General features: G+C 54.0%; 13 protein-coding genes and 2 pseudogenes. 4 read left to right on the top strand and 11 right to left on the bottom strand.

Features of this window, described 5'->3' with window-relative positions; genetic code table 11:
- Positions 1-29 precede the first annotated feature (29 nt).
- Positions 30-2057, bottom strand: a complete 2028-nt coding sequence (locus MUN79_RS26565; protein WP_244675484.1) for an OmpA family protein — start codon at positions 2055-2057, stop codon at positions 30-32.
- Positions 2058-2324: 267 nt separating this feature from the next.
- Between MUN79_RS26565 and lon the strand changes: the two genes are divergently transcribed.
- The 4 genes and pseudogenes from lon (at position 2325) to MUN79_RS26545 (ending at position 8660) form a co-directional block, all read left to right on the top strand.
- Positions 2325-4832 (top strand): endopeptidase La, encoded by a 2508-nt coding sequence (gene lon, locus MUN79_RS26560; RefSeq protein WP_244675483.1) that lies wholly within the window; start codon positions 2325-2327, stop codon positions 4830-4832.
- 364 nt (positions 4833-5196) lie between these two features.
- On the top strand, positions 5197-6267 hold the full coding sequence (gene porQ / locus MUN79_RS26555; protein ID WP_244675482.1) for a type IX secretion system protein PorQ: 1071 nt from the start codon (positions 5197-5199) through the stop codon (positions 6265-6267).
- A gap of 125 nt (positions 6268-6392) precedes the next feature.
- Positions 6393-7804, top strand: a pseudogene (gene hslU, locus MUN79_RS26550) (ATP-dependent protease ATPase subunit HslU).
- A 127-nt stretch (positions 7805-7931) separates the two neighbouring features.
- A complete protein-coding gene (locus MUN79_RS26545) occupies positions 7932-8660 on the top strand; it encodes an SDR family NAD(P)-dependent oxidoreductase (RefSeq protein WP_244675481.1) in 729 nt (242 codons plus the stop codon).
- Between the two features lie 58 nt (positions 8661-8718).
- Here MUN79_RS26545 and MUN79_RS26540 read toward each other — a convergent pair whose 3' ends face one another.
- The 10 genes and pseudogenes from MUN79_RS26540 to prfB form a co-directional block, all read right to left on the bottom strand.
- On the bottom strand, positions 8719-10353 hold the full coding sequence (locus MUN79_RS26540; protein WP_244675480.1) for a RagB/SusD family nutrient uptake outer membrane protein: 1635 nt from the start codon (positions 10351-10353) through the stop codon (positions 8719-8721).
- 19 nt (positions 10354-10372) lie between these two features.
- A complete protein-coding gene (locus MUN79_RS26535; protein ID WP_244675479.1) occupies positions 10373-13537 on the bottom strand; it encodes a SusC/RagA family TonB-linked outer membrane protein in 3165 nt (1054 codons plus the stop codon).
- A gap of 394 nt (positions 13538-13931) precedes the next feature.
- Positions 13932-14447 (bottom strand): hypothetical protein, encoded by a 516-nt coding sequence (locus tag MUN79_RS26530; RefSeq protein ID WP_244675478.1) that lies wholly within the window; start codon positions 14445-14447, stop codon positions 13932-13934.
- 39 nt (positions 14448-14486) lie between these two features.
- Positions 14487-16124 (bottom strand): SusD/RagB family nutrient-binding outer membrane lipoprotein, encoded by a 1638-nt coding sequence (locus tag MUN79_RS26525; RefSeq protein WP_244675477.1) that lies wholly within the window; start codon positions 16122-16124, stop codon positions 14487-14489.
- Positions 16125-16150: 26 nt separating this feature from the next.
- Complete coding sequence (locus MUN79_RS26520; RefSeq protein ID WP_244675476.1) at positions 16151-18295, bottom strand: outer membrane beta-barrel protein; 2145 nt, start codon at positions 18293-18295, stop codon at positions 16151-16153.
- 38 nt (positions 18296-18333) lie between these two features.
- The gene (locus MUN79_RS26515; RefSeq protein WP_375378275.1) at positions 18334-18849 is read right to left on the bottom strand and encodes a TonB-dependent receptor plug domain-containing protein; all 516 of its coding nucleotides are present in this window, start codon (positions 18847-18849) and stop codon (positions 18334-18336) included.
- Between the two features lie 10 nt (positions 18850-18859).
- Entirely contained in the window at positions 18860-19387 is a 528-nt protein-coding gene (locus MUN79_RS26510; protein WP_244675475.1) for a carboxypeptidase-like regulatory domain-containing protein, read from the bottom strand.
- A 279-nt stretch (positions 19388-19666) separates the two neighbouring features.
- Positions 19667-21148 carry a SusD/RagB family nutrient-binding outer membrane lipoprotein gene (locus tag MUN79_RS26505; RefSeq protein ID WP_244675474.1) on the bottom strand — a complete coding sequence of 494 codons (1482 nt, stop codon included), beginning with the start codon at positions 21146-21148 and terminating at the stop codon, positions 19667-19669.
- A gap of 36 nt (positions 21149-21184) precedes the next feature.
- The gene (locus MUN79_RS26500) at positions 21185-24418 is read right to left on the bottom strand and encodes a SusC/RagA family TonB-linked outer membrane protein (protein WP_244675473.1); all 3234 of its coding nucleotides are present in this window, start codon (positions 24416-24418) and stop codon (positions 21185-21187) included.
- A gap of 278 nt (positions 24419-24696) precedes the next feature.
- A pseudogene (gene prfB / locus MUN79_RS26495) lies at positions 24697-25772 on the bottom strand (peptide chain release factor 2).
- Positions 25773-25798 lie beyond the last annotated feature (26 nt).

Raw genomic sequence — 25798 nt, 5'->3', positions numbered from 1 at the left:
TATATCAGCACATTCCCCACATTAGAAAACTACTTCCAGTCCAGGGTACCGTCGGCTGGTTTCTTGTCGTCGCCGGGTTTGGGTTTGTCCTCCTCGGGCTTGATGAGGCGGAATTCCACGCGGCGGTTGATGCGGGCATCTTCCTCTGTTACTTCCTCTTTCAGGGGCTGGGTGCTGCCGTAGCCCATGCTTTCAATGCGGTTGGGCTTGAGCTTGCCCTTCGTTTCAATATAGCGCCGGATAGCCTCGGCCCGGTCTTTCGACAGGTTCTCGTTGAAATCCGGGTCGCCCTTGGAGTCGGTATGGCCCTTAATGCTCAGCCGGAACGTGGGGTGGTCGACCATGAACAGGGCAATGCGGTCCAGAATCGGGTGCATGGCTGGCCGGATGGTGGCCTTGTCCTGGTCAAACTCAATGTTTTTGAAAATCAGCGGCAGGCCGTAATCAATGGAATTGGTTACGAGCTTCATGACCGTGTCGCCCTTGAGTTCCAGCTGCTTTTCTACGGTGAAGTAATCCGGGCTCTGAATCAGAATCACGTAGTGCGAGCCTTCAATCAGGTCGAAGTCGAAGGTGCCGTCGGGGCGCACGTATTTGCTGGCTACCTCAATGCCGTTGTCGGTATCAATAACGCTGACGATGCCGTTGAGCGGCTTGCTGGTCACGGAGTCTACCAGTGAGCCTTCAATGTGAGTAGTAGCCAGGGGCTGGGCCTCCATAGGCAGCGGAAAGGAGTAGAGGTCCAGGTTTTTCATGTCCTTGGCCTCCGACCGGGCATAGTACAAGTCCTTTGATTCGGAGTCGATGGTGAAATAGTACTCCGAACCTTTGCCGTTTACCAGCGGCCCGATGTTGCGCGGCTCCTGCCAGCGGCCCCGCACCCGGTAGGTTTTGTAGATATCGAAGTCGCCGTAATTAAGCAGCTGTCCGCGCGAGGAGAAGTACAGCACGTTGTAAAGTGGATGGTAGTAGGGGCTCACCTCACTTTCCCGGGTATTCACCACCGGGCCCAGGTTCTGCGCCTTGGTCCACTGCCCGGCCTTGTTTTTGGCCGTATACCAAATGTCCGACAAGCCAAAGCCGCCCAGCCGGTCGGAGGCGAAGTAGAGCGTGTCCTCGTTGCGCGACAACGTCGGCTGGGAGTCCCAGGCCGGAGAGTTGACGGTGGTGCCCAGGGTTTTGGGTGTGGTCCACTGCCCGTCTTTGAATGTGGACACGTACAGGTCGCAGTTGCCGTGGCAGGTGGGGCACTCACAGCGGGCAAAGTACAGGGTCTTGCCGTCCTTGCTGATGCAGGCCGAGCCCTCGTTGTATTGCGAGTTAATCGGCTTAGGCAAGGGCTCGGCATCGGTCCACGACACGCCTTCCTTGTGCGAAGTATACAGGTCTTCGTCCACGGCGTCCTGGATGCCACGGGTTTTGCGCTTGGAAGAGAAAATCAGCTGGTCGGCGCCGGCGTTCAGCGTGGGGCCGTAGTCTTCCCGCTTGGAGTTGATGGCGTCGCCCATGCTCGTGTACACGCCCTTGGGCGGGTGAAACGTGGCAATGCTCTTGCGGTACTCCACGATGTCGTAATACACCTTGAGCGGCACGTACAGATCGGCTTCCTTCTGCTCCAGCGAGTCGTAGTAGAGCTGGATCTTCTTCACATCCTGGCGGTGGTGCTTCAAGGCCAGGCGGTAGTAAGCTTTGGCTTTTTCCTCGTTGCCGGCCTTTTCCCAGAGCTGAGCCAGGCGCCAGAGCAGGGGCGTATCCTTGGCAAAGTTTTGAATGCCGAACAGAGCCACGTAGCTTTCCAGCAGGCTCCGGGCCTGGTTGTAGTTGCGGCGCTTTTCAGCCTTTTGAATGGCTTTCAGGGCTTTTTTATCCTGAAAGTACGCCAGCTTGTTGATGTTGATGAAGTCCGGCGTGCCGTCGGGGCGCACCCGCAGCTGCCGCGTCACTTTGCCCGTGAGCTTGCGCGTCGGTGGGGCCGATTTTTTTTGCTGGGTATGCCCGGTTCCGAGGAAACCAAAAAAGAGCAAGAGGGTGAGCAGCGGGCGTAGAGAGCGGGGCATAATTCAATAAGGCACGAGCACCGGCCCAAACGGCGCGGCGAGAAGTCAAAAATAGGAATTTTATCATCTACTCCGTGCCGGCCCGGCTGCCGGAGTGACCGGGCCGTGTGCCGCCTTGGCCGATTCTATTTGGGCAAAACTGTATTCTCGTCCGTGGCATAGCACTTGACAAAGCCGTATATTCGGAAGCTCGCTCGCTTCGTTTTGTGTGTTGCCTGCTTTAGCTGTCATTCTGGCACCGCTTTCCTATTCCCGACCTACATACCTATGAGTTCATACGATCCGCGCAAGCCCAAGACGACTACCCTGCTCATGACCGAAGATCCTGCCGAAATGGTGTCCATTGTGGCCGCCGACCCGGACCAGCCTTTGTCGGAGCAGGAGTCGCCGGAGTTGCTGCCGCTGCTGCCCGTGCGCAATACCGTGCTGTTTCCCGGCGTGGTGCTGCCCGTCACGGTTACGCGCAAGAAAAGTATCCGGCTGGTGCGCAAGGCCTACCGTGGCAACAAGATTGTGGGCGTAGTAGCCCAGAAAAATACCCAGAGCGACGACCCCACGCTGGCCGATTTGTTTGAGGTGGGTACCATGGCCCGTATCCTGAAGCTGCTGGTGCTGCCCGACGGCAACACGACCATCATCATTCAGGGCCAGAGCCGCTTCCGCATCGAGGAGCAGACTCAGGACACGCCTTACCTCACGGCCCGCGTCAGCTACTTCCCCGAGACATTTCCCAACAAGAATTCCAAGGAAGTCAAGGGCCTGGTGTCGTCGTTGAAAGACGCGGCGGCCAAGATGCTCAAGCTCAACCCCGAAATTCCGCAGGAAGCGCAGGTGGCCCTGGACAATATTGAGTCGCCGGCCTTTCTGACGCATTTCTTGTCTTCCAACATCAACGTGGAAGTGGGCCTCAAGCAGAAGCTGCTGGAAATCAACGACGGCGTGGAGCGCGGCACCATGCTGCTGGAGATGATGATGAAGGAGATTCAGCTTCTGGAAATCAAGCACGAAATCCAGACCAAGGTCCACACCGACATCGACCAGCAGCAGCGCGACTATTTCCTGCGCCAGCAAATCAAAGTGCTGCAGGACGAACTCGGCTTCGATGGCCCCGACCAGGAAATCGAGAAGCTGCGGCAGCGTGCCAAGGACAAGAAGTGGCCCGAAGCCGTGGCCAAGCACTTCAATAAGGAGCTCGAAAAGCTGGCCCGCGTCAACCCCCAGGCTGCCGAGTTTCCCATTAGCGTCAACTACGTCGAGTTTCTGCTGGATTTGCCCTGGGCTGAGTACACCAAGGACAACTTCAACCTGAAGCGCACCAAGAAGATCCTCGACCAGGACCATTACGGCCTGGAAAAGGTGAAGGAGCGTATCATTGAGTACCTGGCTGTGCTCAAGCTCAAGCAGGACATGAAAGCGCCCATTCTGTGCCTTTACGGGCCTCCCGGCGTGGGCAAAACCTCTTTGGGACGCTCTATTGCCCAGTCATTAGGTCGCAAGTACGTGCGCATGAGCCTGGGTGGGGTGCGCGACGAGGCCGAAATCCGGGGCCACCGCAAAACCTATGTGGGGGCCATGCCCGGCCGCATCATTGCCCAGATCAAGAAGGCCGGCGCTTCGAACCCGGTTATCGTGCTCGATGAAATCGACAAGATTGCCTCCGACTTCCGCGGCGACCCATCGTCGGCTTTGCTTGAAGTGTTGGACCCCGAGCAGAACTCGACTTTCACCGACAACTACCTGGAGGTGGAGTACGACCTCTCGAAGGTGCTTTTCATTGCCACGGCCAACTCCCTGGACACCATTCAGCCCGCCCTGCGCGACCGGATGGAAATCATTGATTTGACTGGCTACACGCTGGAGGAGAAAACCCAGATTGCCAAAAAACACCTCTGGCCCAAGCAGCTCACCGAGCACGGCCTGAGCCTGAAGGACGTGACCATCACCACGCCCGCTTTGCAGCGCGTTATCGACGATTACACCCGCGAGTCGGGGGTGCGGAGCCTGGAGCGCAAGCTCGGGGCCGTGGCCCGTAACATTGCCAAGAACAAGGCCATGAAGGAGCCCTTCCCCGAAAACCTGGAGCCCAAGGACGTGAGCCGCATCCTGGGCGCCGCCATTTTCGACCGGGACCTGTACCAGGACAACGAAACGGCCGGCGTGGTAACGGGCTTGGCCTGGACGAGCGTGGGCGGCGACATTCTCTTTATCGAAAGCCTGCTTAGCCGGGGCCGGGGCAAGCTCACCTTGTCGGGCCAGCTTGGCGACGTGATGAAAGAGTCGGCTATTACGGCGCTCAGCTACCTGCGCAGCCGGGCCGAAGAGCTGGATATCGACTACCGCATCTTTGACCAGTACGACCTGCACATTCACTTCCCCGAGGGAGCCGTGCCCAAAGACGGACCCAGCGCCGGTATTGCCATCTTCACCAGCATAGCTTCGGTGTTTACCCAGCGCAAAATCCGCAGCCACCTGGCCATGACCGGCGAAATCACCCTGCGTGGTAAGGTACTGCCAGTGGGCGGCATCAAGGAGAAGATTCTGGCCGCCAAGCGCGCCGGTATCAAGGACGTTATCCTTTGCGAGAAGAACCGGAAGGACATCAACGAAATACCGGCCGACTACCTCAAGGACCTGACCGTGCACTATGCCGACCGGGTCGATGACGTGCTCAAAGTGGCCCTGCTTGACGAGAAGGTGGCCCACCCCATCAAGCTCATCGTGCGCGACGAGCCGGCTATGGCCCCGGGGCCAGCGTGGAAGTGGCTTAAGCGGTAGTCTGAGGCTGAGCTAATGATACTCGTGGGAAGGTTGGGAAATTCCTCCCGGCCTTCCCACGATTGTTATAGAGCCTGATCAAGTCCCTCGGTCTATATCTTTTTGTTTTGATGCCGGTAGGAAGTCCCGGAGCCTATATTTTTTTGTTTCTAAGCCCTGGGGCAGCCCTTGAGTACTAAAACAGAAAAATATAGGCTCCGGGACTTCCCCGGGTCTTCCAACGATTGTTTCTGAGCTCGGGGGAGCAGCCGAGCTCTAAAACAATTGTTGGAAGACCCGGGGGAGTTCTTTAACCTGCCAAACAATAAAAGCAGCGGGTCGGGCGTCTTACCCAGGATGCTTTCCAATCAACTATCTTAGAGGTATGAATCGACTGCTACACCGCTCAGCTTTGGTGCGCATTACTGTATTAGGGTTGGGCTGCCTGCTGGCCCGGCCAGCCGCGGCCCAAATAGGCGGGCAGCAGGCGTTTTCCTTTCTCAATCTGCCGCCCAGCGCCAAGCTGGCTGGGCTGGGTGGGGTCAACGTTTCGTCGCGCGATGCTGACGGCACCATGCTCTACGGTAATCCGGCCCTGCTCAACAAGGAAATGGACGGCCGCTTAGCCTTAGGCTACGTCGATTTCCTGGCCGATATTAAGCAGAGCACGGCCACGTACGTGTTCAATACCGAGCGGGCCGGCCGCTTTGGTCTGGGCCTGACCTACCTCGACTACGGGCAGTTTGAGCAGTTCGACGCAGCCGGCAACAGCCAGGGCCAGTTCTCGGTTAGTGAGTACGCCTTCGGGGTTTCCAATGCCTACACCAGCGGTAACTTCACCCTGGCGGGCACGCTGAAGCTGGCAGTGTCGGGCATTGCCGGCAACCATTCGGTGGCCACGCTGGCCGATGTGGGCGCCCTGTTCAAGCACCCTACTCAGGATTTCAACGTGGGCCTGACCGTGCGCAACGCCGGAATTCAGCTCAAGCCCTATGCTGGCGCCGAGCGGGAGCCCATGCCACTCGACGTACAGATCGGGGCATCGATTAAGCCCGAGCACATGCCGCTGCGCATCTCTATTTCGGCCCACCATCTGCAGCAGCTCGACATTGTATACCTCGACCCCACCATTCGCGGGCAGCTCGATGAGGATGGTAATGAAGTGAAACCTAAGAAAAGCCTGGGCGACAAAATTGCGCGGCACTTCGTGGTCGGTGGGGAGCTGATTCTGGGCAAGAACCTGAACGTGCGCATGGGTTACAATCACCTGCAGCGCCGAGAGCTTCGCCTCGAAAACACCGCGGGCGGCGCTGGTATCAGCTTCGGTGTGATGCTGCGCATCAGCCAGTTTCAGCTCGATTATACCCGGGCCGGCTACCATGCTTCCGGGGCGGCCAATTACTTCACCGTAGCCCGCAACATCGATACCCTGTTCAAGAAGAATGACTCGCAATAGTCATTGCTTGCGCTTACCGGATGGTGCAACCTTCCGGGGCGCCACCTGTTTCCTGCCAACCTTTCGCCGCAGTTCCTGGTAACAAGGAACTGCGTTCTTTTTACCTAGTCTGCCTCTCTCCACCTATGCTGGACTCCGCCACCTTCCTTACCCCCGCCCAGATCGTTGCCGAACTGGATAAGTACATTATCGGTCAGCACGACGCCAAGCGTCACGTCGCCATTGCCCTGCGCAACCGGTGGCGCCGCTTGCACGCGCCGCTGGATATGCAGCGCGAAATCGTGCCCAACAACATTCTGATGATTGGCTCCACCGGGGTCGGCAAAACCGAAATTGCCCGCCGCCTGGCCAGCATTGCCGACGCGCCTTTTACCAAAGTAGAAGCATCCAAATTCACGGAAGTAGGCTACGTGGGCCGCGACGTGGAAAGCATGGTCCGCGACTTGGTCGAGCAGTCGGTGAATATGGTCAAGCAGCGCCGCAAGGAAGAAGTCAAGGTCCGGGCTGCCCAGGCCGTAGAAGACATCATCCTCGATGCTCTGATTCCACCCGTAACCGGTAGCGGGCTGGCTACTACCAAGCCTTCCGTGGGCTTCGGCACCGAAGGCAGCATGCCCGACTCCGACTATGAGCTGAATGAGCGGACCCGGGAAAAATTTCGCCTCAAGATTCGCAACGGCGAGCTTGAAGACCGCAAGATTGAAATCAAGGTGCAACAGAACAGCTCGCCCGGCATTGGGGTGGTAGGCGGTCCGGCGGGCCTTGATGAAGCCTCGCTGTCGGGATTACAGGATATGCTGGGCAGCATGATTCCCAAGAAAACCCGCAAGCGTAAAGTCACCATTGCCGAAGCGCGGAAGATTCTGCTTGATGAAGAAGCGGCCAAGCTCATCGACATGGACGAGGTAAAAGACGAAGCCATTCGCAATGCTGAAAATGCCGGTATCATCTTCATTGACGAGATTGACAAAGTAGCTAGCCGGGCCGGTAAGGGTGGGGGAGGTGGCCCCGACGTTAGCCGGGAAGGGGTGCAGCGCGACCTGCTCCCTATCGTGGAAGGCAGCGCCGTCAACACCAAGTATGGCGTGATCCACACCGACCACATCCTCTTCATTGCCGCCGGAGCCTTTCACGTAGCCAAGCCCAGCGACCTGATTCCGGAATTGCAAGGCCGCTTTCCTATCCGCGTTGAGCTGCAAAGCCTGACCAAGGACGACTTCTTCCGCATTCTGAAAGACCCAAGAACGCCCTGACCAAGCAGTACGAAGCCTTGCTGCAGGCCGAGGAAGTTCAGCTTTCCTTCGACGACGCGGCCCTGGAACGCTTGGCTGAAATTGCTTTTGAGGTCAACTCTGAAGTCGAGAACATTGGGGCCCGCCGCTTGCACACCGTCATGAGCCGCTTGCTCAACGACATTCTGTTTGATGTGCCAGACGTAATTGGAGCCCACGCCCAGATTCAGATTACCAAAGAATTGGTGGAGGAACGGCTCCGGGACATGGTCCGTAACCGGGACCTGAGCCAGTATATTCTCTGAGTCGGTAAGCCACTGAAGTGGTAAAATAGCAAGTGCCGTTCAACGGTTAAGGGAGTCTGCGCGTACGTATGCGCACCTTCCTGGCCTTGAACGGCACTTGCTATTTCATCACCTCACCACTTCACCAATGCACTATTATATCATTACGGGCGCCAGTCGCGGCCTTGGCAAAGCTTTGGCGGAAGCCGTGCTTCGCCAGCCTGGTACTACCGTCGTAGGGGTATCCCGGCACGCAACAATTGAGCACGAGCGTTACCTGCACCAGCCTTTGGACCTCTCTGATATTGCAGCCGTAGAGAATAACCTGCACAAGGTATTTCCACGTTGGACGGATGCGGCCAGCGTTACGCTCATTAACAATGCGGCCGTAGTAGGCGAAATTGGTTACGTGGGCGAGCAGACGAATGAGCACTACAACTTCGTATTCGATGTCAATCTGGTAGCCCCGGCTATGCTGATGAACACGTTCCTGAGTGCCTATTCCGGGCTTACGGTTCCTCGTACCCTACTCAACATCAGTAGTGGAGCCGCCCAACGCCCCGTCGATGGCTGGGCCGCCTACTGCGCCTCCAAAGCTGCCCTAGATGCCTTGACTGCTACAGCCCACAAAGAGCAGGACCTGCGTGGGTCCGGAGTGCGTGTTCGTAGCTTGTCGCCGGGCGTTATCGATACCGGCATGCAGGAGCATATCCGCGCCGCTGATCCAACCAGCTTCAGCGAGGCTGCCCGCTTTGCCGACTACCATGCGCAGGGCCGCTTAGCTTCCGCTGAAGATGTAGCGGGCCGAATTATAGTCTGGCTCCAGCGCCCCACGGCTGAAGCTGAGCCGGTGCTACTCCGTTTGGCTGATTTGTAAGGTCATAAAAAAAGCCCCGACCATACGGCCGGGGCTTTTTGTTACCTACGAATTCTGACTAGTAGCCAGGGTTCGGGGTCAAGCCTGGGTTCGTAACCAGTTCGCTGGCCGGAATCGGCCAAACAAACAGGTTGCTCCCGTAGGCTACTGGTGCAACAGCAGGAGTGGGGAAGGTACCACCACAGGTGTAGAAATCGAAAGAGGTTAGCTGACCAGCGTTACCGTCAATCTTGGCAGGTATACCGCCGCCCGGAACCGGGCTGAAGATAGATTTCTCACCGGATAGACGGTGGATATCATCCCAACGCATGCCCTCACCTACGAACTCGATACGGCGCTCATTCAGGATTGCCTGTGTGAGAGCTGATCCGGTTAAGGAGCCTACCGCATAACGGTCAGCTGTTGCCACTGCACGGTTGCGTACACTGTTGAGGTAAGTCAACGCTTGTACCTCGTTAGCACCACCAAGGCGGGAAAGAGCTTCAGCCTGGTTTAGTAAAACTTCTGCGTAGCGAATCAGCGGCGCAAAGTCGCTGCTGGTGGCTGCATCTGTATACTTTCTGGTAACGTAAACAATCCGTACACCGTCCTTCTGCATCAGTTCAGTACGGCGCGTATCAGCACAGGTGAAGAATGGCGCGTTATACAGGATAGGGCTTACTGCCAGTAGAGACCGGCCATTGATACCACCATTGGCTGGGGTAGCAGATGCGCCATACACGTTTGCTAGTGCTCCGTTGGTGCCAGCGTTATCATCCGCGCTGTTTTCAATTGAGAAGATGTTCTCAGAAGTTTGCACGATGCCACCTGGGAAGGCCGCCCGTGGCGTTGCAGCCAGGGTATAGCGGAACGTGGTATTACCCGTGATAAGCTTATCACCTTCTTTCACCGCTTCTGCCCATTCCCCTTGGTGCAAACGCAGACGCTGCTTCAGAGCAATAGCGGCACCTTTCGTAGCGCGAGATACCCGTAAGCTACCGGCACGCGTTGCTGGGAGATTGGCTTCTGCGAAGTCCAGGTCGGCCAGCATTTTGGTGTAATCCTCCGCTACCGTTCCACGACCTACTGTTTTGGCTAGGTCCAGTGCCTCAAGAGTGTTTATTGCCGTTTCACGATAAGGCACACCCATTTGGCTACCCTTACCGTCAGAGTAAGGGCGTGAGAAATGAATTACCAACTCATGGTGCGACAAAGCACGCAGGAAGCGCATTTCGGCTTCGTAATCGGCTGCTAACTGGGGAGTGATAAGGCCATTTGCTGCTGCTTTACGAACACCCTCAATCGTAACGTTAGCTTGGTTGATAACCGAATAGAGGTTAGACCACATGGCTACTACGTTCGGGCTAGAGGGGTTAATCGAGTTTGCAAAAACAAGATTAAAGAAGCCCGCCATGTCTGATACGTCTTCACCACGGGCATCATCCAAAGCATTGGCAGCGGCACCAAAAGGATAGCCTCGCACCGCCAGAGCTTGACCGTTCAATGGATCGTAATAACCCGATTGCGCGGCGTTGTAAACGCCGGTTACGGCTAGGGCAATGCGCGCCGGGTTAGTAAAAGCATCTGCCTCAATTAGTGTGTTCTGAGGTCGCAAATCTGTTACCTCTTTATCACACGAGCTCAATCCCAAAGTAGCAGTAAACGCTAAAGTGGCAAGACAGGCTTTAGGGAAAGAATTAATAAAATTTTTCATTTTATTTCAGAAGCTAGGTTTAGAAAACAACGTTGATGCCACCAGTGAACACGCGCTGTTGCGGGTTGCTGTTGAAGTCGACGCCTGCTTGCTGGTTGATAATCGTGTTGTTCGTTGAGTTGGCATTGGTGTTCACTTCAGGGTCAACACCTTTGTAGCCAGTAATAGTTGCAATGTTCTGACCTTGTACGAATACCCGTACCCGGCTCAGACCCACAACACTTGTGTAGCGCTGGGGCAGCGAGTAACCTAGGGTCACGTTCTGCAGACGGATGAAGTCGCCTTTCTCCACGAAACGGGTCAGGGCATTGTTTTCCTGGTTGATGAAAGCACCGTTACCCTGTACAATTTTCGGGGTGTTGGTTACGTCACCTTCCTTCTGCCAACGATCCAGAATTTCGGTCGAGTTGTTCACGAAGTCCATGCGCAGCAACTGCTGACGGCTCTGGTTGAAGATTTTGTTGCCACCGCTGTAGCGCAGGAATACGTCCAAGTCAAAGCCTTTGAAGGTCAAGGTATTCGACAGACCACCGAAGAATTTCGGGTTGGTCTGGCCCAGGATGAACTTGTCGCTGAGAGCCAAAGGAGCCGTAGCTACCAGGGCTGCACCAGGGTTGCTTGGATCGTAGAGGTAGTAAGCGCTCTGACGGGCGCCGCGGTCGGTGCTAGCCTGAATCAGGGTACCGTTGCCACGCTTATAGATTGGGTAGCCATTAGCAGGGTTTACACCCTGATAATCGTAACCGAACAAGGCACCAATCGATTCGCCAACACGGGTAATGTTGAACGGCGAAACGATGTCTTCATTATTGCTCAGAGCAGTAATCTGGTTTTTGTTGGTCGAGAAGTTGAAGCTGGTTGACCAGGTGAAGTTCTCCTTCTGGATGTTCTGCGTGTTGATGGTTACTTCAAAGCCCTTGTTGTACAATGCACCTACGTTGGCACGGTACGAGCTGTTTTGAGGTATACCAGCAGAAAGAGGAGTTCTAACGGCCAGAATAGCACCATCGATGTCATTGTAGTAATAGTCGATGTTGGCATTGATGCGGCCGTTCAGGAAGCCTAAGTCGACACCTACGTCTGTCTTCTTAGAAGTTTCCCATTCTAGCAGTGGGTTGCGGAACTGGGTGTAAGCCGAGCCGTTTTGTGAGCCATATTTGCCGGATCCATAAAGACCTTCATATGGGAAGTTGCTGCCAAGCTCAGTGTTACCAACTTGGGCATAGCTACCACGGATTTTGAATTCATTCCAGAAGGAAGTTACTCCCGAGTTTTTGAAGAAAGGTTCTTCCGAAACACGCCAGCCCACGGAGCCGCCGGGGAAGTAGCCCAGACGCGTAGAAGTTGGCAGTGATGACAGCTTATCCGCCCGCACCGTAGCACTTATCAAGTAACGGTCTTTTAAGGAGTAGTTCAACCGGCCGAAGTAAGAGGCCAAGCCGTTCTGACCATTACCACCGAAAATAGTAGGCGTAGTCAAAGTACCGCTAACAATGCTGTTCGGGCCCAGATCCCGGTCCGAGAGGCCGGTGCCTTGAGCCTGGTAGAAGTAGTCTTCAGTCTTCTGGAATTCAGTACCGATTACCGCGTTGATTTTGTGAATCTCGGCGAAGCTCGTGTTGTAAGTAGCCGTATTGGCAATGTTCCAGCGTACCGAAGGACCGAAGCCTTGGAAAACAGAACCGTTCACGCTACGACCATCGCCAGCGCGAGGATCTAGGTATTGGAAGTCGTCATTCATCTGGGTGTCGGTACCCAGCTGTGAACGCAGACGCAGGCCGGTAACAGGCTCAACCTCCAGGTAGGTATTACCCAGGATGCGGTAGCCGATTGAGCGGTAGATGTTATTCTCCAGGGGGAAAATAATGTTCGTGTAAGCAAAGGAAATAGGGCTACCGTTGTTGCCTTCGCCAATAGCGCCAGCAGCATTCTGGAAAGGCGTGCCATCGGGGTTACGCGACGGTACGTTGGGGAACAGCGACAGAGCGTTGGTCACGTTACCCGACAAAGCGTTGGGATTGGTGTTCAGACCCAGGGTCTTGGTCCGGGACAGACCCAGATTCATACCCAAGCGCAACCATTTCTTTACCTCCGTATCCACATTCGAGCGGAAGGTAAAACGCTGCAGCGAGTTCTGTTTTACTACACCGTCTTGGTCGGTATAGCCAGCAGAGAAGTAATAGTTAGTTTTTTCGCTAGCACCCGAAACCGATACCACGTGGTTCTGCTGAAAGCCAGTGCGGAACACTTCGTCCTGCCAGTCGGTGCTTACAAGATTGCCGTTGGCATCATAGTAAGGAGCAGCCAGGAGCTTGGTGCCTGCAGGCGGATTTGCGTTGCGCTGTTTCTCGTTGCTGATGGTAATGAAATCTTCAGCACCCAGAACCTCATAACGCTTAAGGGTCTGTGCTACACCTACGTAAGTATCATACGATACTGCTGTCTTGCCGAGGCGGCCTTTCTTGGTTGTAATTAGAATTACGCCGTTAGCAGCGCGCGAACCGTAGATAGCCGTCGACGAGCCGTCTTTCAGTACTTCGTAGGACTCGATGTCGGCGGGGTTGATGTCAGCCAGCGCATTGGAGAAGCCAGCGCCCAGAGCACTGGTGTTACCCGTGAAGATAGGCTGGCCGTCAACTACAATCAGAGGAGTAGTACCCGAAGAAATCGAGTTCGTACCACGAATCTGGATGCGAGGCTGCTGACCCAACAGGCCCGAGGGAGCCTGTACCTGTACACCGGCAGCACGACCAGCGAGCTGCTGGGCAAAGCTTGGGGTAGCCAGGTTAGCAACAGCTTCACCTTGTACCGAGGCAATAGAGCCCGTTACATCACGGCGTTCCTGCGTGCCGTAACCCGTAACAACAACTTCGCTCAATTGCTTGCTATCACCGGCCAGGCCGATGTTGAGCTGATCTTCCGTTCCAATAGCACGCTCCGTCTGGATGTAGCCAATCGAGCTAAATACCAGTGTGCCCCCTGCTGGTGGAACGCTCAGGGTATACGTTCCGTCAGAATTAGTAGAAACCCCGTTCGTAGTGCCTTTCAAAAGTACCGTCACACCTGGCAGGCCTTCCCCTGACTGGCGGTCGGTAACCCGACCGGAAATATTCCGGTTCTGGGCAGTCACCTGCTGTAACAAGGTGAGCATGAGTAGTAAACTCATGAATAGAATTTTTTTCATGCAGAAAAAAGTTTGGGTTAAAATATAAGCGGGGGCGAAAAAACCGCTTTTACTTCTTAAAAATACTCACAGTTAATCGAAACTATACTGTCTCCTTACTTTTTTTTCGTCACTACTTATTTTTGAGGACGTCCTGTGAATAATCATATATACCATTCCCAATATGGCTTTGAAACTTAATCGGGTATGATTCTAATGGATTATTGGAATCAGAATATAAATTTTTAATCCATTTCTAATTCTAAAATTATGTCGCAAAAAGAAGGGCTAACATTCCTAAGAATGTTAGCCCTTGCTATTAATTATGTTACGGACGGTAACTAGGGATTACGGAATACAGCTATAGCTGCATAAGGAGCCAGAGTCTGAGTTCCAGTTGGAATATTCATCGCATTTACCGGCGCCAAAATGATCCGGCGCCCCCCTCTACTACATATTCAAATGTGAAGACAATAGCATCATTCTGCAGGATCAGGTTGTTGGTCACATCCGGTCCTCCGGCCGGTATCACCGGAACCAGGTTAGAACCCGAAAGGCGCTGCAAATCCTTCAAAGCTTCAGAGCTATTTAAAGTAACAGTAGCCGGGAAGGTGCTGTAGTCACCAACTTTTACGCGCGGCCCAATTGTCGCACCACGGCGGTAGCTCTTGTATACCTCAACGGTCTGCAGCTTTAAGTCGCGCTGCTGGCCTGGGTCGATGGTAAATTCGAAGACGGGACGCGTTGTAGTAGGAGTGGTAGCGGCCCGGGCCGCAGCGTAGTTGAAGAAGTCTTTCCCGGCAGTAACCTGAGGAAAGATGGCGGGCACGCTCTCAACGGCCGGCGCTGGCAGTGCATTTTCATCCTTGCAGGAGCTGAGGGCTCCGCCGGAGGCAACAAGTAGCAACAAGCCAAAAACTATTTTTTTCATGGAAGTCAGAGTTGTGATGGTTGAACAGCAGAGCAAACTCTAGTTTATATCCCAGAAAATACGGTCGGTGTAAACGTTCACCTGCTTTGGGGCATTGGGGTTGGCCGTCAAATCGTCCTGCCGGTAAGGCAGACGAATCGGGTACCCACCCGTCAGCTGCGTATTAGGCTCGCTTGGGCTGCCGGGCAGCGTAATGGCTGGGTAGCCCGTGCGGCGGTAGTCCGTATAGATGTCTTCCCCGAAGCCCCAGCCTGCCTTATACTTCTCCTGCATGATAATACGCAGCTTACCAGCTGTTGTGCTTTCCGCATCGTAGCGGGCTAGGACGTCGGCGGTATAGCCCTCGATGGTTTGAGGGTCGCTTTCCGAGTCCGGTCCGGAAACTGGGATAAGCGGGCTACCGTCGGCGGCGGCAATGGTATTTACTTTATCGAAAGCTGCTTTGACCCCGGCTTCCAGAGCAGTGCGGGCCGCCGTTGGATTGTTCAGAATCGTGAGCTGAGCTTCGGCCTCAGTGAAGCGGCGGCTGGCGTGCGTCAGGAAGCGCTGGGCAACTACGCCTTTGCCCGAATTTACATCGGCCACACCGCCACTGCCATTATCATATTTACCGCCTACGGCATAAAGCCCAGGGAGCGTCCGAATTGTGGAGTTGTTTTGGTTATTGTTAGGACCGAAGCTGCCAACAAGCACCGTAATAAACCGGCCCAGCTGGAAATCAGCCAGGGGCTGTGACGCCGGTGAGCTAACCTGGTTGTAGAAGTAATACCGCAGGCGGGGGTCATCCTTGCCACCATTGTCGGCATTGGCCAGCATCATATCGACGTAGAAGAAACGGCCGATAAGGTTTTCGCGGCTGGCTGTTACGTAATCAGCAATGTAACCCAGGTTGCGGTTTTCCGGCGTGGTCGAGGCGTTGTACTTAAACTCGTAGTCGTCCGCATTGGTCGTCATCAGGTCCTGGGCCAGCACCGCGCTAACCTTGGAGCTCAATGATTCCGAGCCTAGAACGGGAGTTGGGTTCAGCCGAATCTGGTTGTAAAGCTTCAGCTTCAGCGTGCGACCCATGCGGGCCCACTGCGCCACATTCCCTTTGTAGATCAAGTCAGCCGAGCTAATGCCCGGTGAGCTAACCTTCTTGTCCAGGTTGGCTAGGCCAGCATCAATCAGAGTGAACAGATCCTTATATATATCCGAGTCCTTGTCAAACTTGGGGGCCCGGTTGGCGGCGCCTTGCAGAGCCTCCGAATAAGGAATGTCACCCCACATGTCCACCATCTGGCTTACCACGAAAGCTTTCTGGATTTGGGCGATGCCCACGTAATCCCAGCTCTGCGAAGCGGTGCCCTGCTTAATTACCTGCTCGTTGTTGATCAAGCAGTCCGAATAAAGCCCGGCCCACTGGTTGCCGAAGGAGCTGCCGTCGGGCGTGTACGAGCCGACGTCGCGGGTGCTAGCCAGCTGGTTGACCAAAGTGGAAGTAGCCTGGCTCAGGCCAAGGGCACTCAGGCCCAGATAAACGCTCATCGAGCCTTGCGTCGCGGGCAGAATCTCCTGCAACCGCGCCGAAGTGGGGTTCAGGGGGTCGACGTTGATGTCGTAGAAATCTTTGCAACCGGGCGTAGCGGCCAACAGGCTCAGCAGACCCAGTGCAGCGGTACCTTTACGTAAATTCATATAAGAAGAAAGCAAGAAGGTCAGGACTAGAAGTTAACCCGCAGGTTCACGCCGTAGCGACGTACCGAAGGAGAGTTGGTGTATTCGATGCCCTGCACGTTGGAACCAGAGTTGTAAGTGCTGGTTTCAGGATCGAAGTTGGTGTACTTCGGAATGTTAGGGGAATACCACCACAAGTTGCGGCCCGACAAAGAAATGTTGATGTTGCCAAAGGGCGTCTTCTGCAACAAGGTCTTGGGCAGGTCGTAGCCCAGGGTGATTTCACGCAGACGCACAGTGGTAGCATCATAAATAGACTGCTCGGCCTGACCGCCAATACCGGCAGAACCCGCACCGAAGTAGTAATCGTTCAACGAAATAGCCCGGTTGTTCGGAATGGTGTTGCCATTGCCGTCACGAATAGGCTGGTGAGTGTTAGGGTCGCCCTGCACACCTTTAATTACGAAGAGCTGCTCACGGTCCTCGGTGTCACGGGTTACCCCGCGGCCCAGCTCCGACTGCAGCGTGGTCGAATAGATGCTGCCACCCTTGCGGTAGTCAATCAGGGTGTTGAGGGTAATGCCCTTGTAGGTGAACGTGTTGATGAAGCCCATCAGGAAGTCAGGGTTCGGGTTGCCCAGGATCTTTGGTTCCAGTGCCGGAATCAGACGGCCCGTGTTGGGGTCTACCAGCAGATTACCCTGGTCGTCGCGGTCAGCATTGGAGCCGTAGAGCGAGCCGTAATACTGACCAGGCTGCAGAATAGGCTGCACGAGGCCCGAGCCAAAGCCTGGCTCAATAACCAGCAAGTCGAGGCCGTCGGTCAGGCTTTCCACAATGTTCTTGTTGCGGGTGAAGTTGAGCGTGCTCGACCAGCGGAAGCCCCGCAGATCTACTGGCACCACCGTAGCAGCCAGTTCGATGCCCTTGTTCGAGATTTCGCCGAAGTTGGTCAGCAGTACACCGTAGCCCGTAGCCGAAGGCAGGGTTACTTCTCCAATCTGGTTGGTCGTTCTGCGGTCATAAATCGAGGTGCTGATAACCACGCGGTTTTTCAGGAAATTCAGGTCAGCACCAAATTCCAGTTCCTTCGTGAATTCGGGGGTCAAAGCCGGGTTACCAATCTGTGAGCTCAAAGCCAGAGCTGGTACTCCGTTGAAGGGGAAGTCGGTAGTGCCGACGTTGTTGCCGTAGCGGGGGTTGTTGATGTAGCGCGTCAGACCGGCCGAATAGGGGTCTGCGTCGTTACCTACGCGGGAATAGCTGGCCCGAACTTTACCCGAGGAGAACCAGGGCAGGTCCAGCTTCAGGGCTTCCGAGAATACCAGCGAGCCGCTGGCGCTATAGTAGAAGAAGCCGCGGCCGGTTTCGCCGATTTCGCCATTCTTGTTCAGGGTCGACGATTGGTCGCGACGCAGCGTACCGTTCAGGAAGGCCCAGTCTTTGTAGCCTACGCCTACTTCACCCAGCATACCCATCAGGCGCTTTTTGCGGAACTGCGGACCGTAAGGCTGAATAGCCGTTGTGTTGCCCAGGTTGTCGATACCGAAGATGATGATACCCGTACCCAGGAACGAAGCTGCCTCAAACTGGCGCTGGTTGATCTGGTTGCCGATGAGAGCCCGCAGGCTGATATCCTCGGTCAGGTTCTTATCAAATGTCAGGGTTACCGTCTGCTCCAGTTCGGTGTTCTGCAAATGGTCTTCCACAATACGGCCGGTGCCATATTTACCCGTGTTGCCGGGACGAATCGTCGAGCGGCGCGCGTCGGTGTAGGTGTTCAAACCACCACGGTAAGCCAGCGTCAGCCATTCCTTGATGGCGTAGGAGCCCGTGAGGCTCGAAGAAACCCGGTCTACCCGCGAGGTGTAGGAGTTATTGGTAGTCGACCAGATAGGGTTGTCAGCCTGGGTGGAAAGCCAGCCGAACACGGAGCCATTGGTAATCGGGTCGGTGTTAGGCAGGTTCTGCAGGTCCAGGTTGCGGGGAATAAACAACAGACGCGACAAGGCCGAAGAGCCGCCTTGGGCGCTGCTACCGCCTACGAGCGGGCCGCGCTGAGCCGAGTTGGTGTAGGTTACGTTGCCCCCGATGGTGAACTTATTGTAGAAGCCCGAACCGCCGGCGCTGATGTTGTTGCGCACGAACGAGGAGTTCGGGATAATACCCGTGTTGTCGGAGCGCGAAAGCACCGCCGTGAATTTGGCGTTGTCGCTGTTGCCCGTCAGGGTTACAGAGTTGTCATACTGACGGCCAGTGTCGAAAAAGTCCCGAACGTTGTTGGGTGCTGCCTGATAAGGAATGGTTGAGCCAGCAGGAATGTCGGGGAAGTTGGGGTTGCCAGCCTGGGGTGAGCAATCGTAGCGGGGGCCTGAGGGCTACCGAAGCGTGGACCCCACGAGCCGTTCGTCGTGAATGGCCCCAGGAAGTTAGAGCCGGTGCCGTAGCTGTTCTGGTAGTCGGGCAAGCCGGCTACTTTTTCCAGGGAGAAGGAAGACGTATAGCCCAACTGAATGCCTTTGGCACCCCGCTGGTTGCTACCCGTTTTGGTGGTGATAATGATAACGCCACCAGCAGCGCGTGAGCCATAAAGTGCCGCTGCTGCTGCACCTTTCAGAATCGTCTGCGACTCAATGTTGTTAGGGTCAATATCAACGGCCCGGTTGGAGTTGATGGTACCTTCTACCAGCACGTCATCGGAGTCGAACTGGCTGTTGTCAAAAGGAACGCCGTCAATAATGAACAGTGGGCCGTTGCTACGGGTCAGGGAAGTATTGCCCGAATGATGATGCGCGTAGAGCCTCCGGGGTGCTGCTGGCGCTGGTCACGTTTACACCCGTGACCTTGCCTGCCAGGGCCCGAATAGCATCCGGCTCCGATTTCTGAACCAACTGGTCGGCCTTAATCTCAGATACTGCATAGCCCAACGCCCGCTTTTCGCGCGAAATGCCCAGAGCCGTTACAACTACTTCGTTTAGCTCCTCCGTGTTTACCGCCAGCGTAACGTCAATCGTATTGCTAGTGGTTATGGCCCGCTCTTGCGAACCGTAGCCCAGTTGCTTGAAAACCAGAGTAGTCGCATCCGCAGGAACCGACAGGGTGTAACTTCCTTCTGCATTAGTAGCGGTGCCAATGCTGGTACCTTTTACCAATACGCTGGCTCCAGGCAAGCCATCGTTGGTGGCGACATCGAGTACTCGTCCTGATATAACCCGATTCTGCGCCCAAGCGCTTCCAATCAGGGTTAAGGACAAGAATAAACTCATTAGTAAGAGTTTTTTCATGAAAGAGTAAAATGAAAATGAAACAAATAAGCGTGTACTAGGGCGAAATCGTAATCCTAAAAATAAGGATTATTTCTTACTCAACATTGGCAATATACATCCACCCTGTTTCTGGGTTCAAGTTTATTGCATGAATGAATAACTACGCAGTAGCCTGGGAGGTCTTCGTTAGCAGCTGTTCTGCTAAGTAAAATCTTGTTGGGCATCTATAAGCGGTTAGCACAAAAAAGAAGGGCTGCCAATCGATGGCAGCCCTTCTTTAAACAGATTTTCCGAAGATTACTTCTTATCCCAGAAAATACGGCTAGTAACAACGTCGCCACCAATAGCAGCCGAGGCCGCATTGTAGTTGGCGCCATTAAGGTTAGCCTCAGTTGTGGGGTATGGGAGACGTAATGGAATTTCCGAAATGGCTTTGGCTGGCTTCTCCAGTTTTGGCGAATCTAAACGGCGCCACTCTTTCCAAGCCTCTACTGGGTTATTGTAGAGAGCTACCCATTTCTGGTAACCAATCTTCTCCTGCCAGGTAGCAGGAGCAGTGCCTCCGTTTGGCTTGGCAGTAGCGTAAGCAACGGTTGGGTTCTTCAGATAAGCAGTTGCCTCAGCTGTAGTACCGCCCCACTCCGTGACAGAGGCAGTTACCCCCGCATTGTAGTGGTCTGCAGCGGTACCAGTACCACCAATGGTGTAACCACGCTCCTGAGCTTCAGCCAGCATAAATTCAACCTCGGCGTAATTCATTAAGGTGCCAGCAAAGGTTGGATCTTCCAGAATAGCACCTGGTGCCGAGTTGTTGGCATACACGTTAGGAGCTCCGTACGTACCACCCTTGAAAACTGCAGGCGTAGTAGGAGTAGCTGCAGTGAAAGGCTTGAAGTACTCGTCGATGCGTGGGTCACCCCATGCATTGAGCTTGTCGATAAACGTGTTAGCGCCTACGAAGTCAGCACGGCCGCTCTGAACCAGCGACACATACAGAGGATTCGTATTGGGCACAGCCGACAGGTACTTCAACTTAGCGTTATCCTCGTTAGAAGAGAGAAGCTTCGACAGGTCAGCTGCTGCCTCTTGAGCCAGGGTTTTGGATGTAGCAGCATCGTCATCAGCGATGGTCAAAGCCAGACGCAGCTTCAGCGAGTTAGCAAACTTCATCCAACGCGCCATGCTCCCTGAGTAGTAAAGATCCGCAGTACCCAAACCAGTTGCGGTTGACTTCATCGACGTAATTGCCGTATTCAGACGCTTGATGAGGTCGGTATAAATAACCTTGTCATCGTCGTACTTCGGAGTCAGGTTTTCAGAATTCAGCGCGGCCGAATACGGAACGTCGCCGAAGGTGTTTACCAGAACCGACCACGTATATACTTCCAATACCTCAATGCAGGCTATCTGATTAGCTTTAATATCGGCATTAAGAAGGTTGTCAGCAGCAATAATACGCTTGCCTTCGTTCAGGTCGCTAAGCACATCCCGGTACAAGGGGTCCCAGAAGTTGCGGTTGATCTGACGAGTAGCAATGATGTACTGGCTTTCGTCTGGGTAAGTCGTTTCAGCCCAATACTGAACGTACAGACGGAAAGGGTTGATGTTGTAATCTGGAGTGTTGATTGTATTCGACAACATCCGCTCAGCATTGCTGACCAGGGAAACCCCAGGAGCTGTAGTAGCAGCCTTCGGGTTGATGTTATCGTAATCTTCCAGCTTGCTGCACGAGGAGGCAAACAATACCGCCGGAATGCAGAATAGAAGGGCCTTTTTCATTGTTCTCTTTCGGTTAAGATGTCGGTCGACTTTCAATTAAAATGAAAATCGCAGGTTAAATCCAATGTTTCTGGTCGTTGGATAGCTACCAGACATGTAACCCTGACCCAAGTTGCCGCTGCTCAAGTTATCTTCTGGATCAGCGTAGGGAACGTTCTTCTTGATGATCCACAGGTTACGACCAGTCAGCGAAATGTCAACGCCTTTGATGCCTCCCACCTTAGCTACCAACGGAGCTGGCAGCGAATAGGTCAGCGAAGCTTCTCTGAGTTTAACAAAACCAGCGTCGTAAACGTGCATTTCCTGAGGCTGGTTGTAGCCATATACACCTTCGCCGTTTTCAACGCGAATGTCATTTTTCGAGCCGTCGGCCTTCACACCTTCGAAGATGATACCACCACCTTCAGCAATTGGCAGACGCGAAGGGTTGCCCAAATCGTTGAGACCAACCGTTTCTGGGTACAGACCCGTGCCGAAGCCATAGTAGGTGTCCAAGTTGAAGAGCTGACCACCTTTTTTAACGTCCAGCAGGAAATACAACGAGATGCCTTTGTAAGCTACGGTGTTCGAGATACCGCCAGTCCAGTCAGCATTAGGGTTGGCAATAACAGTCGTGGCAGGGGAAGGAACGTACAGGCCGTTCTCACCAACCAGTTTCTCTCCGTTCAGGTACGTGAAGCCAGCACCACGGATAGTACCGAAAGGTTGGCCAATCGTAGCGTTCGACGAAACACCACCCTGATAGGTAGCAATAACAAGGTTGTCGGTACCTTCTTTCAGGCTCAGGATTTTATTGCGGTTACGAGTCCAGTTGGCATTTACCGTCCAGCTGAAGTTGTCGTTTTTAACCGGCGTAACAAAAGCCGTCAATTCGATACCCTTGTTTTCTACTTCACCCGAGTTTACAAACTTGTTGTTGAAGCCGGTAGTGGTAGGCACCAGAATGGGAATGATCTGATTGATGGTGCTCGAACGATAAAGCGTTACGTCAAAGCCCAAGCGGCTGTTGAGGAAGGCCATTTCAACACCTCCTTCAGTGCTGCGGGTTCTTTCGGGAACCAGCTCAGCATTGTTCTGCGTGTTAGGCAACGAGAACAGGGGAACCGAGCCATAGCCACCTACGGGAACGTTGATTTCGGTACCCTGCTTGTTGTAGCTGTTGAAGGTCGAGTATGGCGCGGCATCAGAGCCTACTTCGGCATAGTTGAGGCGGGCTTTACCGTAGGACAGCCACGATACATCCTTCAGCAATTCCGAGAAGACGAAGCTACCAGCTACAGAAGGATAATAGTACACGTTCTTGCCTTCTGGCAGCGTCGAAGATTTGTCTCTTCTACCGGTTACGTCAAGGAAAGCAAGTTCCTTATAACCAAAAGTACCGCTGGCGAAATAGCCATCCACACCCCAGCGACGGTCAGTCTCAATTGGGGGGCTCAAGGGGTTAACCGAGTTCGACAAGGCATACAGACGCGGAACTACCAAGCCACCGGAAGTGAGAGAGTAGTTCGAGCCATCCTGCTGTCTTCTGTAGTTAGCACCTACCAAGCCACGGAAGCTGAAATCTTCCGTAATGTTCTTGTTGAAATTGACAATCAGATCGTAGTTGGATTCACGGGAAGTGCGGTCGTAGCGCGAGTAGAAAGGAACACCGGTGCTGCCAATAGCATTGCGCTCTTCCTGCTTCTCATCGTACGAGTCCAGCGTTACGCGGCCCATTACATCTACCCAATCAGCGATTTTGTAGGTAGCTACAATGTTACCGAAGTAGCGGTAGCGTTCATCGTTTTCGGCATTCTCGTAACGAATCCAGTACAGGTTATCCGAGTAGATAGGACGAATATCCGTAGCACTGCGGGGGTTCCACGTAATGTTCTGCTTGTTACGGAAGTAAGCCTCTTTCTGCTCTTTAATGTCAACGTTGGTCTGGAACCACTGACGGAACTGCTGCATCGGGTTCCAAGAGTCGTAACCCGTACCATAACGGCCCAGGCCCTGAGTCTTGGTGAAGTTGATAGCAGCGCTGGTAGTCAGCTTAGGCGTCAATTTAAACGAGGCCGCGAAGTTGGCCATGTTCTTCTTGATTTCGCTGTTTGGCAGGATGCCTTTGTCGTTCGTGTTGGTATAACCCAGTTTGAAGGTCGCAGTCTCGTTGCCACCATCGATGGTGATGTTGTTGTTCAACGAAACGGAGTTCTTCAGTAGGTACTCCGGGCCGTTTTCGGCAGCAATCCAGGGAGTAGCCTGACGGTAAGTAGGCGAGGTAGGGTCGAGTGAGTTCCACTGGTGAACCAGCAGGTTACGGTCGAATTTAGCACCGTAGGAAGCATCTTCCGTGAAAGGAACAACCAGGTCTGGAACACCGTCGCCGTTCATGTCACGCTGGTTGAAGTACTCGTCTTCGTTTGGGCCATAATAAGCACCGTAGCCAGCACCGTACTCTTTCTGGTACTTAACGAACGTGCTCTTATCAACGAAGCCCATTTGAGCACCTGTGTTGATCGTAACGCCCAGGCCACGCTTGCCTTTCTTGGTCGTAATCAGGATTACGCCGTTCGAAGCCCGCGAACCGTACAGAGCAGTTGCAGCAGCACCCTTAAGAACGGTTACTGAAGCAATGTCATCCGGGTTGACGTCAGCACCGGTATTGCCGTAGTCATAACCACCACGACCCGAAGTCTGGTCCGAGTTGTTGGTGTTGGTGTTCGCAATCGGAACTCCATCGACTACGAACAAAGCTTGGTTGTTGCCATACAGCGACTTTTGGCCGCGGATAACAACGTTCGTCGAACCACCCAGGGTATTGTTCTGCTTGATGTTAACACCAGCAACTTTACCCGACAGCGAGTTGATGAAGTTGGGGTTACGAGCTTTCGTTATGTCGTTCCCTTCTACCTGCGTAGCCGAGTAAGGAAGCGAGTTACGAGTTCTTTCGACACCCAGTGCGGTTACCACAACTTCGCCAATCTGTTTGGTGTCAGTTGCCAGACCGATGTCGATGGTCGAGGAGGCCCCGATTGGCCGCTCAGTGGCCGTATAGCCAATAGAAGTAAAGGAAAGCGTGGTCGCCGAAGCTGGTACACTCAGGGAGTACGTACCATCCGCGTTTGTGGAAGCACCAATAGTGGTGCCTTTCACCAGCACGGTAACTCCGGGCAATCCCTGACCGTTGGCCTGGTCAGTGACCCGTCCCGAAATGGTCCGATCCTGCGCGATGGCCTGCTGCAACAGGCTAGTCATCAGCAGGATGACCATAAATAAGAGTTTTTTCATTTGACTTTTGGTTTGGTGAGTGAAAAGGTAAAGAGATAGTTGTGAAAGTGGGCGAATAAGGCAAGTATAGCGGGAAAAACCGCATTTAGCAACTTTTAGGAAACATAGGGAAGCCACTAGTTATGACTAGTTTCCCTTACCAACAGCATCACTCGTCCGCTCCCGGGTGCTAAAAAAGCGCGCACCGGATATGTACAAGTTACTAAATCCGGCGCAGAAAAACAGGTTTCAAGCTAATAACCGTTAGTATATTTACTTTCAGTGATATAGCTGTCAGCCTAGTTTTGCATTAAGAAGCCCTTGATGTACTCATCTAGGTCGCCATCCAATACGGCCTGCACATCGGTGCGCTCAATTCCAGTACGCAGATCCTTAATCAGCTTGTAGGGGTGCAGCACGTAGTTGCGGATCTGAGAGCCAAAGTCGATGCGCTTCTTGCCCGCCTCGATTTTGTCACGCTCGGCATGGCGCTTATCCATCTCAATCTGGTACAAGCGCGACTTAAGCATGCGTAGGGCGTGCTCTTTGTTCATGAGCTGACTCCGCTCAATCTGAACAGCAATGATGATTCCCGAGGGAGCGTGCGTGAGCCGTACGGCTGTTTCTACCTTGTTCACGTTTTGCCCGCCGGCTCCACCAGCCCGGTAAGTGTCCCAGGTAATGTCGGCCGGATTGATCTGGATGTTGATAGTCTCATCGACCACCGGATAGGCGAAAACCGACGCGAAAGACGTGTGGCGGCGTCCACTGCTGTCAAAAGGGGAGATGCGCACGAGGCGGTGCACCCCGATTTCACTTTTGAGGTAGCCGTAGGCAAAGTCGCCGTCTATTTCCAGCGAAGCTGACTTGATACCGGCGCCTTCTCCCGGCTGGTAGCTTAGCTGCCGCACGCTGAAGCCGTGCTTTTCGCCCACATGATGTACATGCGCATCAGCATCTCGGCCCAATCCTGACTTTCGGTGCCCCCGGCGCCGGGGTTGATGTCGATGATGGCAGAAAGCTGGTCCTCCTCGTCGGAGAGCATGCGCTTAAACTCCAACTGCTCGACTAGCTTCTGCGTGGCATCAAACTCTTGCTGAATTTCGGCCTCCGTAACGTCGCCTTCGCGGTAGAAGTCAAATAAAACTTCTATTTCACCAACGGCTTTATCGACCTTCTCAAAATCGTCAGTCCAGACTTTGACGCTTTTAATGTCTTTCAAAATAGCCTCCGCTTTCTTGGAATCATCCCAGAAGCCGGGGCTGTTGTCTGTTTTTCGGTTTCTACGACCTGGGCTTTGCGGTTGTCGTAGTCAAAGGTACCTCCTCAAGGCCTCAGCGCGGCCCTTCAATTCCTTAACCTGATCTTGGGTCATGGGAAAAAAAGATGAATGTTGAAAAA

Origin of the sequence: Hymenobacter cellulosilyticus (genome assembly GCF_022919215.1) — a bacterium.
Lineage (GTDB): Bacteria > Bacteroidota > Bacteroidia > Cytophagales > Hymenobacteraceae > Hymenobacter > Hymenobacter cellulosilyticus.
Note: the sequence above shows the minus strand (reverse complement) of the source record. Positions and strands in the feature narration are given on the sequence as shown.

Coding starts and splice junctions, on each gene's coding strand:
- MUN79_RS26565 (WP_244675484.1), bottom strand. CDS start 2,057: ATGCCCCGCTCTCTACGCCCGCTGCTCACCCTCTTGCTCTTTTTTGGT.
- lon (WP_244675483.1), top strand. CDS start 2,325: ATGAGTTCATACGATCCGCGCAAGCCCAAGACGACTACCCTGCTCATG.
- porQ (WP_244675482.1), top strand. CDS start 5,197: ATGAATCGACTGCTACACCGCTCAGCTTTGGTGCGCATTACTGTATTA.
- MUN79_RS26545 (WP_244675481.1), top strand. CDS start 7,932: ATGCACTATTATATCATTACGGGCGCCAGTCGCGGCCTTGGCAAAGCT.
- MUN79_RS26540 (WP_244675480.1), bottom strand. CDS start 10,353: ATGAAAAATTTTATTAATTCTTTCCCTAAAGCCTGTCTTGCCACTTTA.
- MUN79_RS26535 (WP_244675479.1), bottom strand. CDS start 13,537: ATGAAAAAAATTCTATTCATGAGTTTACTACTCATGCTCACCTTGTTA.
- MUN79_RS26530 (WP_244675478.1), bottom strand. CDS start 14,447: ATGAAAAAAATAGTTTTTGGCTTGTTGCTACTTGTTGCCTCCGGCGGA.
- MUN79_RS26525 (WP_244675477.1), bottom strand. CDS start 16,124: ATGAATTTACGTAAAGGTACCGCTGCACTGGGTCTGCTGAGCCTGTTG.
- MUN79_RS26510 (WP_244675475.1), bottom strand. CDS start 19,387: ATGAAAAAACTCTTACTAATGAGTTTATTCTTGTCCTTAACCCTGATT.
- MUN79_RS26505 (WP_244675474.1), bottom strand. CDS start 21,148: ATGAAAAAGGCCCTTCTATTCTGCATTCCGGCGGTATTGTTTGCCTCC.
- MUN79_RS26500 (WP_244675473.1), bottom strand. CDS start 24,418: ATGAAAAAACTCTTATTTATGGTCATCCTGCTGATGACTAGCCTGTTG.